Origin of the sequence: Streptomyces mutomycini, from assembly GCF_001700505.1 — a bacterium.
Taxonomy (GTDB): domain Bacteria; phylum Actinomycetota; class Actinomycetes; order Streptomycetales; family Streptomycetaceae; genus Streptomyces; species Streptomyces mutomycini.
Map to the genome: position 1 here is coordinate 1 of NZ_MAPV01000019.1, position 15,140 is coordinate 15,140.

Below are 15,140 nucleotides of genomic sequence, written 5' to 3' on the forward strand. Positions count from 1 at the left end.
GCGGCCGGCCGCATCCCCGGGGCCTTGCGCAGCAGCTCCCCGAACGAGGCGTTGAGTTCGACGCGCGCCAGTGGAGCCCCCAGGCAGTAGTGGATGCCGGCGCCGAAGGAGATGTGCGGGTTGTCCTGCCGGGACAGGTCCAGTGTCTCCGCGTCGGCGAAGCGCTCCGGGTCCCGGTTGGCGGACGCGAAGAGCAGGGCGACCTGCGAACCACGCGGAATGACGGTGCCGTCGACCTCGATGTCGTCCAGGACCCAGCGCGCGAACATGGGCACCGGGGTGTCGTAGCGCAGCAGTTCCTCCACCGCGGTCGGCAGCAGACCGTGGTCCCCTCGCAGGGAGGCCAGTTGCTCAGGGTGCCGGAAGAGCATCCACCAGCTGTTGACGGTGGCGTTGACGGTCGCCTCGTGACCGGCGTTGAGCAGCAGCACGCAGGTGGAGATGATCTCCTGCTCGGTCAGCCGGTCCTCGTCGTCATGGGCGGCGATGAGCCCGGAGATAAGATCCGTCCCCGGGTCCGCGCGCCTCGCTCCGATCAGTTCGCGCAGGTAGCCGGAGAACTCGACCGACGCCTGTACGGCGGCCCGCGCGGTCTCCTCCGGCGGGTTCAGCTCGAACATCCCGCAGATCGCGGCCGACCACGGCCGCAGGAGACCCCGGTCGGCCTCCGGGACGCCGAGCATCTCGGCGATGACGGCCACCGGCAGCGGCTCGGCGACCGCGCTCAGCAGGTCGCCGCCGCCCGCCTCGACGAAGTCGTCGACGAGCCCGGCCGCCAGCCGCTCCACGGTCGGGACGAGCGCCTCGACCCTTCTGGGTGTGAACGCCTTGGCGACCAGCCGCCGGATACGGGTGTGGTCGGGGGCCTCCAGATCGAGGATCCCGTGCCCGTTGAGCGTGTGGAACGGCTCGTGGGCGGCGGGCGGAGCGGTGACGCCGAACTCGTCGTGGCTGAAGCGGTGCAGGTAGGTCCGCCCCAGCCGCCGGTCGCGCAGCAGCCCGGACACGTCGGAGTAGTGCGGGATCAGCCACTGCCGGGTCGGCTCGAAGTAGTGCGCCCTGCCGGTGGCGCGCAGCGCGGCGTAGGCGGGGTACGGATCGGCGACGAACGCCGGGGACCAGGGGTCGAAGGACACGTGCATGGGCCGACGCTATCCGGGCGTGACCAGCCGCGCCTCGTAGGCGAAGACGGCAGCCTGGGTGCGGTCCCGCAGCCCCAGCTTCACGAGGACGCGGCTGACGTGCGTCTTGATCGTCGACTCGGCGACCACCAGGTGCGAGGCGATCTCCAGGTTCGACAGGCCCTGGGCGATCAGCACGAGCACCTCCGTCTCCCTCTCGGTGAGGTCGCCGATCCTGGCCATGGCGGGCGGCCTCGGTGCCTCGGCGATCTTCGAGAACTCGGTGATCAGCCGCCGGGTCACCGTCGGAGCGAGCAGCGCCTCGCCGGACGCCACCACCCGCACGCCCTCGGCGAGCTGCCGGGCCGAGGCGTCCTTCAGCAGGAAGCCGGAGGCGCCGGCCCGCAGGGCCTGGTACACGTACTCGTCGAGGTCGAACGTGGTCAGGACGAGCACCTTGGCGTCCGCGTCGGCGGCGACGATCTCGCGGGTCGCCTCGATGCCGTTGAGCTCCGGCATGCGGATGTCCATCAGCACCACGTCGGGCCGCAGGGCCGCGACCTGGGAGACGGCCTGCCTGCCGTCGACGGCCTCGCCGACGACCTCGATGCCGGGCATCGCGTTGAGCAGCACGGAGAAGCCCTCGCGGACCATCATCTGGTCGTCGACGATCAGTACCCGGATGGGCTTTTCGCTCATGCTCCCTCACCGGCCTCCACGCGCTCCCGCTCCGCCGGAACCGGGAGGAACACGGCGACCTCGTAGCCGCCGTCCCCGGTCGCCCCGGCCGTCATCTCGCCGTTCAGCATCGCGACGCGCTCCCGCATCCCCGTGATGCCGTGCCCGGCGCCCGGTGACGGCTTCACCAGACCCCGCGCGGGGCCGTTGACGACCCGCACCCCGAGCCCGCCCAGCACATAGCCGATCTCCACCTTGGCGGCGGCGCCCGGCGCGTGCCGGAGCGTGTTGCTCAGCGCCTCCTGGACGATCCGGTACGCCGACAGCTCGACGCCCTGCGGCAGCACCCGCACCGCACCGGTGACCGTCTTCTCCGTCTCCAGTCCGGTCTCCCGGACGTTGTCCAGCAGCCGGTCGATCTCGGCGAGGGTGGGCTGCGGGGCGTCCGGCGCCTCGTAGTCCTCCGCCCGTACGACGCCGAGTACCCGGCGCAGCTCGGTGAGCGCGGCCACGGCGTTCTCCCGGATCGTGACGAAGGCCGCTTCCAGCTCGGGCGGCGGATTCTCCACCCGGTACGGGGCGGCCTCCGCCTGGATCGCGACGACGGACATGTGGTGGGCGACGACGTCGTGCAGTTCCCGGGCGATGGTGGTGCGCTCCTCCAGGAGCGTGCGCCGGTCCCGCTCCACGGCGGTGACGGTGCGCTGCACGGTCACCTCGCGCTGGGCGTCGCGGCGGGTCTGTACAACCGTCACGACGAGCAGGGCGAACGCAGAAGTGAAGGCCATGCCGCCATTGGTGGAGGAGGGATTCCAGGGGCCGATGGTCTCCATGAAGGAGCCGATGAACAGGGTGATCAGCCACATCCAGGCTGCCGTACGCGGCCTGGTCCGCGCCGCGACGACGATCAGGACGCCCAGGTGGCACACAAAGGCGTTCGGCGCCCACGGCCAGTCCCCGCTGCCCACCACGGCCATCACCGGGGCCAATGCGATCGACGCCCAGAAGGCGAGGACGGGGCGGAGCAGCGTCATCAGCAACGTGGCGACCGGCAGGAACGCGGTGATGAGTGTCGCGATGCCGAACGGGGAGTAGGTGTTCGCCGAGAAGACGCCTCCCAGCAGCGCGATCAGCGCGACCGCGGCCACCACCGCGTGCGGGAACCAGACGGCCCGCGTCCGGATCGGCTTCGGGAGCCGGCGGATCACCGGCCCGCCCGTGCCCAGCGGCGCCAGCGGGCGGTAGTCGAACACGTCGTGGAAGAGGTCCTGCCGCAGGCCGTCTATCGCCCCTGCGGCCAGCCGGAACTCCGGGCTTCTGGTCTTGGTCTCGGTCACGCGTCCAAGGTAGGCGTCCGCCCTGCCCGCAGTCGTCAGCAGTGATGCGGATCCCTGGCCGTCCGTCGCAAGGACTACCAGGCCAGTTGGGCGATCTCCTCGGCCACCACGGCGCAGGCGTCCGCCGCCGGGTCGATCAGCGGAAAATGGCCGACCCCGTCCAGAAGCGTCAGCCCCACCATCTCCCCGGCCTTCGCCGCCGCGTCCACGAAGGCATCCGTGACGGCCTGCGGCACCGTGGTGTCCTCCACCCCCTGGACGACGGCCGTCGCGATCCCGGTCGGCAGCAGCAGCGCGGGGTCGACGTGCGCGCTGCGCGCCTCGAAGTCGTCCGCTCCACCGAGCAGTTGGTGCAGCGCGCCCGAGCAGACGTCCAGCTCCACCGCGCTCGCGAAGTCCCCGATCGGCGCCAGGGCGACCACCCCGCGCAGCGGCGGTGCGGCGGGCAGCCGCCACGGGGAACCCTCCGGGAGCACGTGCCGGGCGGCCGCCCACAGGGCGAGCTGCCCGCCCGCCGAGTGGCCGGTGACCACGGTCTTGCGCGGATCCGCCCCCGGAAGCTCCCTGGCCGCCAGCACAGGCAGGGCGTCCATCGCCGCCGCCACGTCGTCGAAGGTCTCGGGCCAGCGCCCCGCGACCGGACCCGCCGTGCCCTGCTGCGGGATCTCACCGCCGCGCCGGTACTCGACGCTGGCCACGGCGAAGCCGCGCCGTGCGAGGAAGTCCGCGAAGGGCGACACGTGCTGCCGGTCGTACGGCGCCCGCCAGGCCCCGCCGTGCAGGAGCACGACCAGCGGAACCCCGGTCCGGCCGTCCCGCGGCGCGAAGAAGTCGATCACCTGGTCGGGGTGGCTTCCATAGGCCGCGGACCCGTCGGGCGCGACCGCCGGATGTGCGAACGCCGACTCGCTCTCGGCGGCGTCGCGATCACGCGCGGCAGAATCCGACATGCTGCTCCAACCGTCCTGGGCCTTGCCCAACTGGACTGACCTGCGGGGACGGTACCAGTACGCGGGACCGCGGCCGTACGGGCCCGGAGTGTGGACCCGCACGGCCGCGGACGCTCAGACCTCCAGCACCTCGGCGAGGATCCGCGCCGCCCGCTCGGCGTCGGCGAAACCGACGTACAGCGGGGTGAAACCGAAGCGCAGGACGTCCGGGCGGCGCAGATCGCCGACCACACCGCGCTCGATGAGCGCGCTCATCACCGCTTCCGTCTCGTCCGCGTCCTCGCACCGCAGGGAGACCTGGCTGCCGCGCTCCGCGTGGGCGGCCGGGGTGACCGGGGTGACCCGGCCCTCGGGGACGTACGCGGCGACGCACTCGAGGAAGAAGTCCGTCAGCGCCAGGGACTTGGCGCGCACGGCCTCCACCGATACGCCCTCCCACACGTCCAGCGACGCTTCCAGCGCCAGCATGGACAGGATGTCCGGGGTGCCCACCCGGCCCCGTACGGAACCGTCCGCGGGCACGTATCCGGGGGTCATCCCGAACGGATCGGCGTGCGACGTCCATCCGGGCAGCGGGGAGTCGAAGGCGGCCTGATGGCGTTCGGCGACGTACAGGAAGGCCGGCGAACCCGGCCCGCCGTTCAGGTACTTGTACGTGCAGCCGACGGCCAGGTCGACGCCGTGCGCGTCGAGGCCCACCGGCAGGGCGCCGGCGCTGTGGCACAGGTCCCAGACAGCGAGCGCGCCCGCCTCGTGGACGGCGGCAGTGAGACCGGGCAGGTCGTGGAGCCTGCCCGTGCGGAAGTCGACGTGGTTCAGGAGGACGGCGGCCGTACGGGGTCCGAGCGCGGCCGGCACGTCGGCCGGGGCGACCGGGACGACCCGGTGGCCCGTCATCCGGGCCGCCGAACCGGCGATGTACCCGTCCGTGGGGAACGTCGTCGCGTCGACCAGGATCTCGTCACGCCCGTCGCCCGCGAGACGGGTCGCGGCGACGACGGCCTTGAAGACGTTCACGCTGGTGGAGTCGCCCACCACGATCCGTCCGGCGGCCGCACCGACCAGCGGGGCGATCCGGTCGCCGATCCGCTCGGGCGCGCTCCACCAGCCGCTCTCGTCCCAGGAGCGGATGCGCAGGGAGCCCCACTGACGGGCGATGACGTCCTGCATCCGCGCGGGGACGTGGCGGGGCAGCGCCCCCAGCGAGTTGCCGTCGAGGTAGACGGTGTCGTCGAGGGTGAACAGCTCGCGCAGCGCGGCGAGTGTGTCGGCGGAGTCGAGCGCCTCGGCGCGCTCCTTGAAGTCAGACATGGCTGCGCGCCGTCCACAGCTCGGGGAACACGCTCTTCGTGGCCCGCTTCTCCAGCCAGGCGACCCCGGCCGATCCGCCGGTGCCGGTCTTCGAGCCCATCGCCCGCCGGGTGGCGGTCAGATGGTCGTTGCGCCAGCGCCACACCAGCTCGCCGACGTCGGTCAGCACCTCACCCAGCCGTACGAGCTCGGCGTTCTGGTCCGCGTCGGCGTAGATCTCCGCCCAGACGGCCTCGACCGCGGGCGACGGCTCGTACTTCTGCGACAGGTCCCTCTCCAGCACCGACTGCGGGACGGCGTATCCGCGCCGGGCCAGCAGGGCGAGCGTCTCGTCGTACAGGCCGGGCTCGTGGAGCGCCTTCTCCAGCTCGGCGTGGACCCGGGGGGCGCCACGGTGCGGCACGAGCATGGAGGCGGACTTGTCACCCAGCAGGAACTCCATCCGGCGGTACATCGCCGACTGGAAACCGGATCCCTCGCCGAGGGAACCCCGGTAGGAGTTGAACTGGGCGGGGGTGAGGCCGGCGAGCGGCTTCCAGGAGGCGTTCAGCGCCTCCAGCTCACGCAGCGAGCGCTTCAGGGCGTCACGGGCGACCGGTATGCGGTCCTCCCGCAGGGCGTGCGCCGCCGTCTCCCACTCATGGACGATGACCGTGAACCACAGCTCCATGACCTGGGTGGTGACGAGGAAGACCATCTCGCCGGGATCGTCCGAGCGCAGGTGCTGGAGGTGGGTCAGGACATCCGCCTGGACGTAGTCCTCGTACGGAGTCGTTCCCGCGAAGTCCAGGTGCGGTGTGTCCGCACCGGTGGCTTCGGGGTCGGGGTTGATGGTCGACATTTCTGTCTCCTCGACACGAGCTTCCGGGTAGCGGTCCGCCCCTTCCTCTGAGGTGGTGGAGCTCCGGTCCCCTGCCCGGCATCCTAACGGCCTTCCGCGGAACGCGTCGGGCCCCGCGGGCTGCGGCCCGCGGGGCCCGGAGGGGTGGGGTCCGTCTCAGCCCAGGATGTCGGCGGCGGTCTGCGAGGAGTCGCGCAGGAACGTCGAGCAGCGCTCGTACTCCGCCTGCTCACCGATGGCCTGCGCGGCGCGCGAGAGAGCGTGCAGGGACCGCAGGAAGCCGCGGTTCGGCTCGTGCTCGAACGGGACGGGGCCGTGGCCCTTCCAGCCCGCGCGGCGCAGGGCGTCGAGGCCGCGGTGGTACCCGGTGCGCGCGTAGGCGTAGGACTCGACGACCCGGCCGCCCTCGTACGCCTCGTCGGCGAGCTGCGCCCAGGCCAGCGAGGACATGGGGTACTTCGCCGCGACATCGGCGGGGGCGGTGCCGGCTGCGAGCAGCTCGCGCGGCTCCGGGTCGTCGGGCAGGTGGGTCGGGGCAGGGCCCCCGAGCAGGTTCTCATGGATGGACATGGCTCAAGTGTGCCCGGATCCGGGTTCCGGCTCCAATGGCGGGGCCGTGACGCCGCAGTTCACCGAGCACGCCGGGCGGGGCTCCGGCCGGGCCGCGGGTGTCGTCCGTACGGCCCACCAGGCGATCACCGAACCCGCCACCAGCAGACCTGCGCACATGGGCATGGCCCGCCGGAACGTCGAGGCGAACTCCCCCGCGTCGCGGTACGCCTCCGTTCCCATCCCGGCCAGCAGCGGCAGTGCGGCCACCGCGAGCAGCCCGGCGGCCCGCGCCGCCGCGTTGTTGATGCCGCTGGCGAGGCCTGCCCGGCCGGTGTCCACGGCGGCCAGGACGGTCGCGGTGAGGGGGGCCACGAGAGTGACCATGCCGACGCCCAGCACCAGCACGGCGGGCAGGACGTCCAGCGGGTAGGAGGCGCCGGGGCCGACCCGCAGCATCAGCAGCATCCCGGCCGCCGCCAGCAGCGGTCCCACGGTGAGCGGGACGCGCGGCCCGATACGCCGCCCGAGGTCCCCCGCCGACGCGGAGAACAGCAGCATGAGCACGGTCGTCGGCAGGAGCGCGGTGCCCGCGCCCAGCGCCGAGTAGCCGGCCACCACCTGGAGCTGGATCGCGGACAGGAAGAAGAACCCGCCGAGCGCCGCGTACACACAGAACGTGACGACGTTGACGGCCGTGAACTGCCGCGACGCGAAGATCGACGGCGGGACCATGGGATCCGCTCGGTGCCGCTCCACCCGCACGAACAGCGCTCCGAGGGCCACACCGCCGAGTGCCGCGCCGATCACCATGGCGGACGCGCCCTGCTCCGGGACCTCGATCAGCGCGTAGGTGACCAGGGCGAGTGCGAGCGCGGCGAGGGCCGCGCCGAGCACGTCGAACCGGCCATGGGCGTCCGGGTCCCTGGACTCCGGTACGTGGCGCAGAGCCACGGGCACGCAGACGGCGGCGAGCGGCAGATTGAGCAGGAACACCCACCGCCAGCCCGGCCCGTCCACCAGCCAGCCCCCGAGGAACGGCCCGACGGCCGCCCCGACCCCGCCGAGTCCGGACCACAGCCCCACGGCACGGGCCCGGTCGTCGGGGTGGAAACTCGCCTGGATGATCGCCAGCGAACCTGGGGTGAGCAGCGCGCCACCGACCCCCTGCAACGCCCGCGCGGCGACCAGCACCTCGGCGTTCGGCGCGATCCCGCACAGCAGCGAGGCCACCGCGAACCAGATCACTCCGACGATGAACACCCGCCGCCGCCCGAACCGGTCCCCGAGCGCACCGCCGAGCAGGATCAGCCCCGCCAGGGTGAGCATGTAGGCGTTGACGGTCCACTGCAGGGCGGCCAGATCGGTGCCGAGGTCCTGGCCGATGCGGGGGAGGGCCACATTGATGACCGTCGAGTCGAGCAGGGCCATGCTCGACCCGAGCACGGTGGTCAGGACGACCCACCGCCCCACGGGCGAGGCAACCCGGATCCCGCCTCCGTCCGCACCGTCCGCGTCAGTCATACAGGCAGGATCACCGCTGCCGGGCCCGGTGGCCATTCATGGACCCCACCCGGCCGCAGGACGGACCCGCGCGGCGTCGGGCAGCGGGGAGCCACCCGGCTCACCGCCTAAGCCCGCACCGCCCCCAGCCCCCGCACCAGCGCCGAGACACCCGCCCCGGCCTTGCTCCGCGCACACCCCACGTTCAGCCGCAGGAACCCCGGCGCTCCGTACACCGAACCGGGCATGATCGCGACCCTCTCCCGCTCGATCAGCACCCGCTGCAGAGCCTCCTCGTCCACACCCAGCGGACGCAGGTCGATCCAGGCCAGATAACCGGCCTGCGGCGGCTTCCAGCCCAGCCCGGGAAACGCCGCGTTCAGCCGCTCCTCGACCAGAGCCAGATTGCCCGCGGTGTAGGCGCGCACCGCGTCCAGCCATGCCCCGCCCTCCCGGTACGCCGCGATGTGCGCGGTCAGCGACAGCACCGCAGGCGAGGCGAGCCCTTCAGCCGTCTCCATCCTGCGCAGATACTCCGCCCGGTCCGCGGGGTCTCCGATGATCCCGTACGAACCCGTCAGCGCCGGGAAGTTGAAGGACTTCGACGCGGATGTGATGACCGCCCAGCGCCCGTCACCCGGGCCGCCCTCCTCCCCCATGACCCGTGCGTACGGGACGTGCGTGTACCCGTCATGGACGAAGTCCGCGTGGATCTCGTCGCTGATCACGGCCACCCCGTGCCTTCGGGCCAGCGCCGCGGTCTCCCGCAGCTCGCCCTCCGTCCACACCCGCCCCGTCGGGTTGTGCGGCGAACACAGCACCAGGACCTTCGCGTCGTCCCGCGCCAGTTCCCGTTCCAGGGCGCCCATGTCGCCCACCGGCACACCGCGCAGCTCCCGCCCGAGCCCGAGGACCGCCTTGCGGAACCCGTCGTACGTCGGGGTGTGGACGACCACGCCCTCGCCCTCTGCCGTCCACATCTGCAGCAGCTGCGACAACTGGCTGAGCACGGAAGGCCCGTAGACCAGCCGGCCGGTGTCGATCGCGGTGCCGTACCGGGTCTCGTACCAGTGCGCGACGGCCGACAGGAAGTCGTCCTGCTGCCAGGTGGTGTAGCCGAGGACCCCGTGGTCCAGGCGGGTCCGCAGCGCGGCCAGCACCTCGGGTGCGGTCGTGAAGTCCATGTCGGAGATGGTGAAGGGGAGCAGTCCGTCCACCCCGAAGCGGTCGGCGACGTCGTCCCACTGGACGCACCAGGTGCCCCTGCGGTCGACGACGGTGTCGAAGTCGTACTGCGGGGTCTCACTCACGGGGGTCCCCCACTCTCTCGGAACTCTCTCGGACATGGAGCGGGCCCGGCTCCCAGAAGGGGGGCCGGGCCCGCTCGTACATCAGTGACGTACGTGCCTACTTCAGCCTGGTGCCCGCGGAGCGCAGGTTGGCACAGGCCTCGGTGACGCGCGTGGCCATGCCCGCCTCGGCGGACTTGCCCCAGCTGCGGGGGTCGTAGACCTTCTTGTTGCCGACTTCGCCGTCGACCTTCAGCACGCCGTCGTAGTTGCGGAACACGTGGTCCACGATCGGGCGGGTGAAGGCGTACTGGGTGTCGGTGTCGAGGTTCATCTTCACGACGCCGTTCTCCAGCGCGGTGGCGATCTCCTCGGCCGTGGAGCCCGACCCGCCGTGGAAGACGAAGTCGAACGGCTGGCTGCCGGCGGGCTTGCCGTACTTGGAGGAGACGCCCTCCTGCAGGTCCTTGAGGAGCTCGGGACGCAGGACGACATTGCCCGGCTTGTAGACACCGTGGACGTTGCCGAAGGACGCCGCCAGCAGGTAGCGGCCCTTCTCGCCCAGGCCGAGCGCCTCGGCCGTACGCAGCGCGTCGTCGACGGTGGTGTACAGCTCGTCGTTGATCTCGTGCGTGACGCCGTCCTCCTCGCCACCGGTCGGGGTGATCTCGACCTCAAGGATGATCTTGGCGGCGGCGGCCTTGGCCAGCAGTTCCTGGCCGATGGACAGGTTGTCGGCGAGGGTCTCGGCCGAACCGTCCCACATGTGCGACTGGAACAGCGGGTTCAGACCCTTGGCGACGCGCTCGGCGGAGACGTCGATCAGCGGACGCACGTAGGCGTCGAGCTTGTCCTTGGGGCAGTGGTCGGTGTGCAGCGCGACCGTGATGTCGTACTTGGCGGCGACGATGTGCGCGAACTCGGCGAGGGCTACGGCGCCCGTCACCATGTCCTTGTTGTACTGGCCGCCCAGGAATTCGGCACCACCGGTGGAGATCTGGACGATGCCGTCGCTCTCCGCCTCCGCGAAGCCGCGCAGCGCAGCGTGCAGGGTCTGGGTCGACGTCACATTGATGGCCGGGTAGGCGAACTTGCCTGCCTTCGCCCGGTCGAGCATCTCGGCGTAGACCTCGGGGGTTGCGATGGGCATCTGTCCGCTCCTTGGGATGTGCGGGTGTGCAGTGCTTGGTCCCTGACCTGGGGGCGACGTCATCGTCGCCCTCATCTTCCCAGACTCTTGCTTCGGCTCCACGCTGCCCGTCGAGAAGTGCTCCCTGTTTCACGTGAAACAGGGAGCACCCCGAAAAAGCCCCAGGTCAGACCAGGTCGAGGTCGGCCGCGGAGTAGACCTGTACGTACGGCAGACCGGCCTCGGCGATCGCAGGAGCGGCACCGCGCTCCACGATCACGGCGACGGCCACGACCTCGCCGCCGGCCTCGCGCACCGCTTCGACGGCGGTCAGCGGGGAGCCACCGGTCGTCGAGGTGTCCTCGACGACGAGGCAGCGACGGCCCTTGACGTCCGTGCCCTCGATGCGGCGCTGCATCCCGTGGGCCTTCTGCGCCTTGCGGACGACGAACGCGTCAAGAGTCGCTCCGCGCGCCGCGGAGGCGTGGAGCATCGAGGTGGCCACCGGGTCGGCACCCAGTGTGAGGCCGCCGACACAGTCGTAGTCCAGCTCGGCGGTGGCGTCGAGCATCGCCTGGCCGACCAGCGGCGCGGCCTTGCCGTCCAGCGTGATCCGGCGCAGGTCGATGTACCAGTCGGCTTCCAGACCCGAGGAGAGGGTCACTTTGCCGTGCACCACGGCCTTGTCCTTGATCTGCTGGAGCAGCTCAGCGCGTACGTCAGTCATGTCAACGAGGGTAAGGGCTGCCGCAGAGGGTCAGAGCCGTACCCAGCTCCAGGTCGTCGTGATCTCCAGGGGCTCGATCGGGGTGACCAGCCGGGGGGCCGTGTTCAGCCCGTTCGGCGGACCGGACTGCGGCTCCACACAGACCGCTTCCGCCTGCTCGTCGTAGATCACCACCCACTCGTCGCGGCTCTTGACCGTCAGCTCCAGCTGTCCGGGCCAGGTGAGCTGGACGTCGACGCCATCGGGCATCCCGAAGCAGTCGTCCCAGGGCCCGGGGAGGGGGTCGATCCGGCGCCCGGTCGGCAGATGGTTGTCGCCCCGCTCCTCCTGCCAGGCCGCGTCGAAGGCGATCCGTACATCCTGGCCGTCCTGGCCTCCGAGGTTGCGGAGGAACCAGGGGTGCCACCCGGCCTGCGCGGGGAAGGAGTCGCCGTAGGTCTCGATGCCGAGGCTCAGCGTCAGCGATTCCTCCGTCAGCTCGAAGGACTGCGTGACCCGCCCCTCGTACGGCCACGGGTCGGCCAGGTCGTAGAAGAAGGCCACTTCCGACTCGCCCTGCCGGGCCGGCTTCCAGGAGGTGTCCCGGCCGGTGCCGTGGATGGCGTGCGGCGGAGCGTTCAGAGGCATCCGATGCGGCTCGCCGCCATTGCGGAACAGGCCGTTCTCGGTGCGGCCGCACCACGGCACCATGGGGAAGCAGCCGTACCGCTCGCCCTGGCGCAGCAGTTCGGTGCCCCCGATCCGCAGGCTGCTGATCCTGCAGCCGTGGACGGGGTCAACGGTCAATTCGACGTCGCCGGCGGTCAGCCGGGCGTTCTTCGCAACTCTGCTCACCCCACGACACTACTGGCGCGGGGCGGCTCCCTACGGCCTCCTGCGCCGCAGAGCCCTGCCCACCACCACGGCCGACGCGATCGCCAGGGCGGCCGCCGGGGCCGCCCAGCGCAGCGTGACGCCTGCGGCACCCGCCTCGGGCGACGGCACGGGGGCGTACCGGCCGCGCGGCGGTGCGTGGTCGACCTCCTCCGTGCTGCGGCCGATCATGGTGCGGCGGGCGTGCGCGGCCTCGGCGGGGGGCTCGGCGGGGGGCTCGTCCGGCACGGTGAACTCCAGCTCCGCGGACGGGTCCAGCGACGACGGGGGCACGGGCGCGTCGAACACGGACTCCTTGTCGTCCGCGGAGGGCGGCTCGGCGGACGGCGACTCGGCAGCCGCATCGGGGGACGACGCGTCGGGGGACCGCTCCTCCGCGGGTTCGCCAGCGTGCGCCTCGTCGTCCCGCGCCGCAAGGGTCTCCGTCACCAGTTGCTGCGTGAAGCGGTCCAGCAACCGCTGCGCCGCTGCGAGCGCCGCGGACGCGTCCAGGTCCATGATGCGGCCGTCACCAGTCGCCGTACCCGTGAATCCGATCGTCGTTCCACCGTCCGTCTCGGTGAGGCCGACGGTCAGCGCCAGCTTCGCCGAGCCCGCGCCCCGAGCCTCCACCCCCTCCCCGGTCACGGAGAAGGTGTCACCCCCGCCGGAGGGCCGCAGCATCAGCGCCCCGCGGTACGTGATCGTGTGGCCGTCGGCGCGGAACCTCAGCCGGCCGGCCAGCGGACCCGCCGACGCGTCGGCGTCCTGCTGGAGTCCCGGCACGCAGCGCGCGACGCGGGCGGGATCGGCCAGCGTCCGCCGCAGGGACGGGACCGGAACCGGAACGAACACCTCATGCTCCATACCGACCGAGCCTACTCAGCCCCGGCCGTCCCGTCAGCGCTTCCACACCCCGAGCACCGTGCGGACCGCACCCGCCCGCCGTACTCACGGTTCCTCCCAGTACCGCGGGTGGACCAGCGTCGACGGCGGCACCCCCGGCTGCCGGACCCGCTCCGCGGAGCGCCGGCCCGCGAGGAGCTCCCGCTCCCCCAGCGTCCGCAGGGCCGGCGCACCCGGGTCCATGCCGAGCCGGCCCAACCGCTGCCTGGCGGCCAGCACGAATCCCCAGTCCCGAGGGGACTCGGCCCGGCCCGTGGCCCGGTCCGGCCCCGCCGCGAATCCGGTGAGGCGTCCGCCGACGCTGTAGGGCCGGGTCGCCAGGCCACCCGCCCGTACCGACGCCTCCACGGTCCAGAACGTCGTCGGTCTGCTGCCCGGCGACCCCGCGTGCACCACCAGCCGGCCGCCCGGCTCCAGCACCCCGGCGATCAGCCCGTAGAACTCGGCCGCGTAGAGCTTCGTGCTCGCCGTGATCCCCGGGTCGGGGAGGTCCGAGACCACCACGTCGTAACGGTCGTGCGTGCCCCGCAGCCAGGTGAAGGCGTCCCCGGTGACCGTCGTCAGCCGGGGGTCCTCGTACGCCTGCCCGTTCAGCCCGGAGAGCGCCGGATCCGTGCGGGCCAGCCGGGTGACGGCCGGATCGAGCTCGACCACAACGACGGACGTCACGTCCGGGTAGCGCAGCACCTCTCGTGCCGCCAGTCCGTCGCCCCCGCCCAGGATCAGCACCCGTTGGTGGGCCCCCTTCATCGCAGGGTGCACGAGCGCCTCGTGGTAGCGGTGCTCGTCCCGGGAGCTCACCCGGAGCCGGCCGTCCAGATAGAGGTCGAGCGCACCACGCCCCCGACCCGTGAGGACGACCTCCTGCACGTCCGTCTGCACGGCGACCCGCACCTCGTCCCCGTACACCGCACGCCGTGCCGCCCGTTCGAAGTCGTCGACCAGGACGGAGGCCGTGACCAGGAGGGCGATCACCACGGCGTTGACGCCGATCAGCAGCCGGCGTGACCGCCGGCCCAGATCGCGGCGGAACACCCACAGCACGAGTGCCCCGCCCGCCGCCGCGTTGACCGCGCCGGTGAACAGCGCCCCGGTCAGCTGGCCCATCATCGGCAGCAGCAGGAACGGGAAGGCGAGCCCGCCGACCAGCGCGCCCACGTAGTCGGCGGCGAACAGGTCCGCGACCGCCCCGCCCGCGTCCTGCCGGTCGACCCGCTGGATCAGCGTCATCAGCAGGGGGATCTCCGCGCCGATCAGGATCCCGATGGCGAGGGAGAAGCCGACCAGCGCGTGACGCGACTCCCCGAGCCAGGCGAAGGACGCGTACAGGACGAGCGCCGATGTGCCGCCGACGAGGGCGAGCGCGGCCTCGATGAGCCCGAATCCCACGGCGGCGCGGCCGCGTAAACGTTTCGCGAGCAGCGACCCGATGCCCATGGCGAACACCATCACGGAGAGCACGACCGACGCCTGTGTGACCGAGTCCCCGATCAGATACGAGGCCAGCGCCACCAGCTCCAGCTCGTACACCAGGCCGCACGCGGCACAGATGAACACCACGGCGAGCACGAGGAACCGGCCGGTCCTCGGCCGCACGGAAAGCCTCGTCGCGCCCCGTCGCAGCGGCACCTGCTGGTCGATCATGAAACGAACGCTACGTGACGGAAAGGTCGCCCATTGTCACCCACACGGGTGCAAGTGACGCGCACCGGACGCACGCCCCGGCCCGCCGCGCGCCGCCCCGGACGAACCCGCTCGACGCCCTCACGACACCGCTGCCGGGACTCGCACCCCGACGCGCGTCCGGGTCACCACCAGCTGCCCCTCCTGCGGATAGGCGTGCCAGGTACGCCAGCCCACCTGCCCCTCCGTCCGGTGCGCGAGCATCGCGGTGAAGGCGTACGGGCTGCCGGGGAACGTCCCCGCCAGCCCGTACGCCTTCACCGC

15 protein-coding genes are annotated in these 15,140 nt (G+C 72.0%); all 15 read right to left on the reverse strand.

Going from position 1 to position 15,140, the window contains the following annotated elements; all coding sequences use genetic code 11:
• Positions 1–1,142: cytochrome P450 (locus tag BFF76_RS02390; RefSeq protein ID WP_065846993.1), on the reverse strand; the 1,142-nt coding region annotated here is incomplete at its 3' end.
• A gap of 9 nt (positions 1,143–1,151) precedes the next feature.
• A complete protein-coding gene (locus BFF76_RS02395; protein WP_031090749.1) occupies positions 1,152–1,820 on the reverse strand; it encodes a response regulator in 669 nt (222 codons plus the stop codon).
• Entirely contained in the window at positions 1,817–3,136 is a 1,320-nt protein-coding gene (locus BFF76_RS02400) for a sensor histidine kinase (protein WP_031090747.1), read from the reverse strand. The genes BFF76_RS02395 and BFF76_RS02400 overlap by 4 nt, the downstream gene beginning before the upstream one ends.
• A 74-nt stretch (positions 3,137–3,210) precedes the next feature.
• On the reverse strand, positions 3,211–4,086 hold the full coding sequence (locus BFF76_RS02405) for an alpha/beta hydrolase (RefSeq protein ID WP_053929482.1): 876 nt from the start codon (positions 4,084–4,086) through the stop codon (positions 3,211–3,213).
• A 114-nt stretch (positions 4,087–4,200) separates the two neighbouring features.
• Positions 4,201–5,397, reverse strand: a complete 1,197-nt coding sequence (gene kynU / locus BFF76_RS02410; RefSeq protein WP_065846995.1) for a kynureninase — start codon at positions 5,395–5,397, stop codon at positions 4,201–4,203.
• On the reverse strand, positions 5,390–6,238 hold the full coding sequence (locus BFF76_RS02415; RefSeq protein ID WP_031090743.1) for a tryptophan 2,3-dioxygenase family protein: 849 nt from the start codon (positions 6,236–6,238) through the stop codon (positions 5,390–5,392). The genes kynU and BFF76_RS02415 overlap by 8 nt, the downstream gene beginning before the upstream one ends.
• 156 nt (positions 6,239–6,394) lie before the next feature.
• Positions 6,395–6,808, reverse strand: a complete 414-nt coding sequence (locus BFF76_RS02420) for a DUF3151 domain-containing protein (RefSeq protein WP_031090741.1) — start codon at positions 6,806–6,808, stop codon at positions 6,395–6,397.
• Positions 6,809–6,811: 3 nt separating this feature from the next.
• Positions 6,812–8,311 (reverse strand): DHA2 family efflux MFS transporter permease subunit, encoded by a 1,500-nt coding sequence (locus tag BFF76_RS02425; RefSeq protein WP_065846997.1) that lies wholly within the window; start codon positions 8,309–8,311, stop codon positions 6,812–6,814.
• 107 nt (positions 8,312–8,418) lie between these two features.
• On the reverse strand, positions 8,419–9,600 hold the full coding sequence (locus BFF76_RS02430) for a MalY/PatB family protein (protein WP_065846999.1): 1,182 nt from the start codon (positions 9,598–9,600) through the stop codon (positions 8,419–8,421).
• 97 nt (positions 9,601–9,697) lie between these two features.
• Positions 9,698–10,729, reverse strand: coding sequence for a class II fructose-bisphosphate aldolase (gene fbaA / locus BFF76_RS02435; protein WP_065847001.1), 1,032 nt, complete (start codon positions 10,727–10,729; stop codon positions 9,698–9,700).
• 166 nt (positions 10,730–10,895) lie between these two features.
• The gene (gene pyrE, locus BFF76_RS02440) at positions 10,896–11,435 is read right to left on the reverse strand and encodes an orotate phosphoribosyltransferase (RefSeq protein ID WP_031090734.1); all 540 of its coding nucleotides are present in this window, start codon (positions 11,433–11,435) and stop codon (positions 10,896–10,898) included.
• A gap of 30 nt (positions 11,436–11,465) precedes the next feature.
• Positions 11,466–12,269, reverse strand: a complete 804-nt coding sequence (locus BFF76_RS02445) for an aldose epimerase family protein (RefSeq protein ID WP_065847003.1) — start codon at positions 12,267–12,269, stop codon at positions 11,466–11,468.
• A 30-nt stretch (positions 12,270–12,299) separates the two neighbouring features.
• Positions 12,300–13,154, reverse strand: a complete 855-nt coding sequence (locus tag BFF76_RS02450; RefSeq protein WP_065847005.1) for an SRPBCC family protein — start codon at positions 13,152–13,154, stop codon at positions 12,300–12,302.
• 84 nt (positions 13,155–13,238) lie between these two features.
• Entirely contained in the window at positions 13,239–14,837 is a 1,599-nt protein-coding gene (locus tag BFF76_RS02455; RefSeq protein ID WP_065847007.1) for a polyamine aminopropyltransferase, read from the reverse strand.
• 120 nt (positions 14,838–14,957) lie between these two features.
• The coding region (locus BFF76_RS02460) for a DUF2617 family protein (RefSeq protein WP_141695560.1) at positions 14,958–15,140 on the reverse strand (183 nt) is incomplete at its 5' end.

What these genes read in the sequence shown, in the direction of transcription:
- BFF76_RS02395 (WP_031090749.1), bottom strand. Translation starts at nt 1,820, where the DNA reads ATGAGCGAAAAGCCCATCCGGGTACTGATCGTCGACGACCAGATGATG.
- BFF76_RS02405 (WP_053929482.1), bottom strand. Translation starts at nt 4,086, where the DNA reads ATGTCGGATTCTGCCGCGCGTGATCGCGACGCCGCCGAGAGCGAGTCG.
- kynU (WP_065846995.1), bottom strand. Translation starts at nt 5,397, where the DNA reads ATGTCTGACTTCAAGGAGCGCGCCGAGGCGCTCGACTCCGCCGACACA.
- BFF76_RS02415 (WP_031090743.1), bottom strand. Translation starts at nt 6,238, where the DNA reads ATGTCGACCATCAACCCCGACCCCGAAGCCACCGGTGCGGACACACCG.
- BFF76_RS02420 (WP_031090741.1), bottom strand. Translation starts at nt 6,808, where the DNA reads ATGTCCATCCATGAGAACCTGCTCGGGGGCCCTGCCCCGACCCACCTG.
- BFF76_RS02425 (WP_065846997.1), bottom strand. Translation starts at nt 8,311, where the DNA reads ATGACTGACGCGGACGGTGCGGACGGAGGCGGGATCCGGGTTGCCTCG.
- fbaA (WP_065847001.1), bottom strand. Translation starts at nt 10,729, where the DNA reads ATGCCCATCGCAACCCCCGAGGTCTACGCCGAGATGCTCGACCGGGCG.
- pyrE (WP_031090734.1), bottom strand. Translation starts at nt 11,435, where the DNA reads ATGACTGACGTACGCGCTGAGCTGCTCCAGCAGATCAAGGACAAGGCC.
- BFF76_RS02450 (WP_065847005.1), bottom strand. Translation starts at nt 13,154, where the DNA reads ATGGAGCATGAGGTGTTCGTTCCGGTTCCGGTCCCGTCCCTGCGGCGG.
- BFF76_RS02455 (WP_065847007.1), bottom strand. Translation starts at nt 14,837, where the DNA reads ATGATCGACCAGCAGGTGCCGCTGCGACGGGGCGCGACGAGGCTTTCC.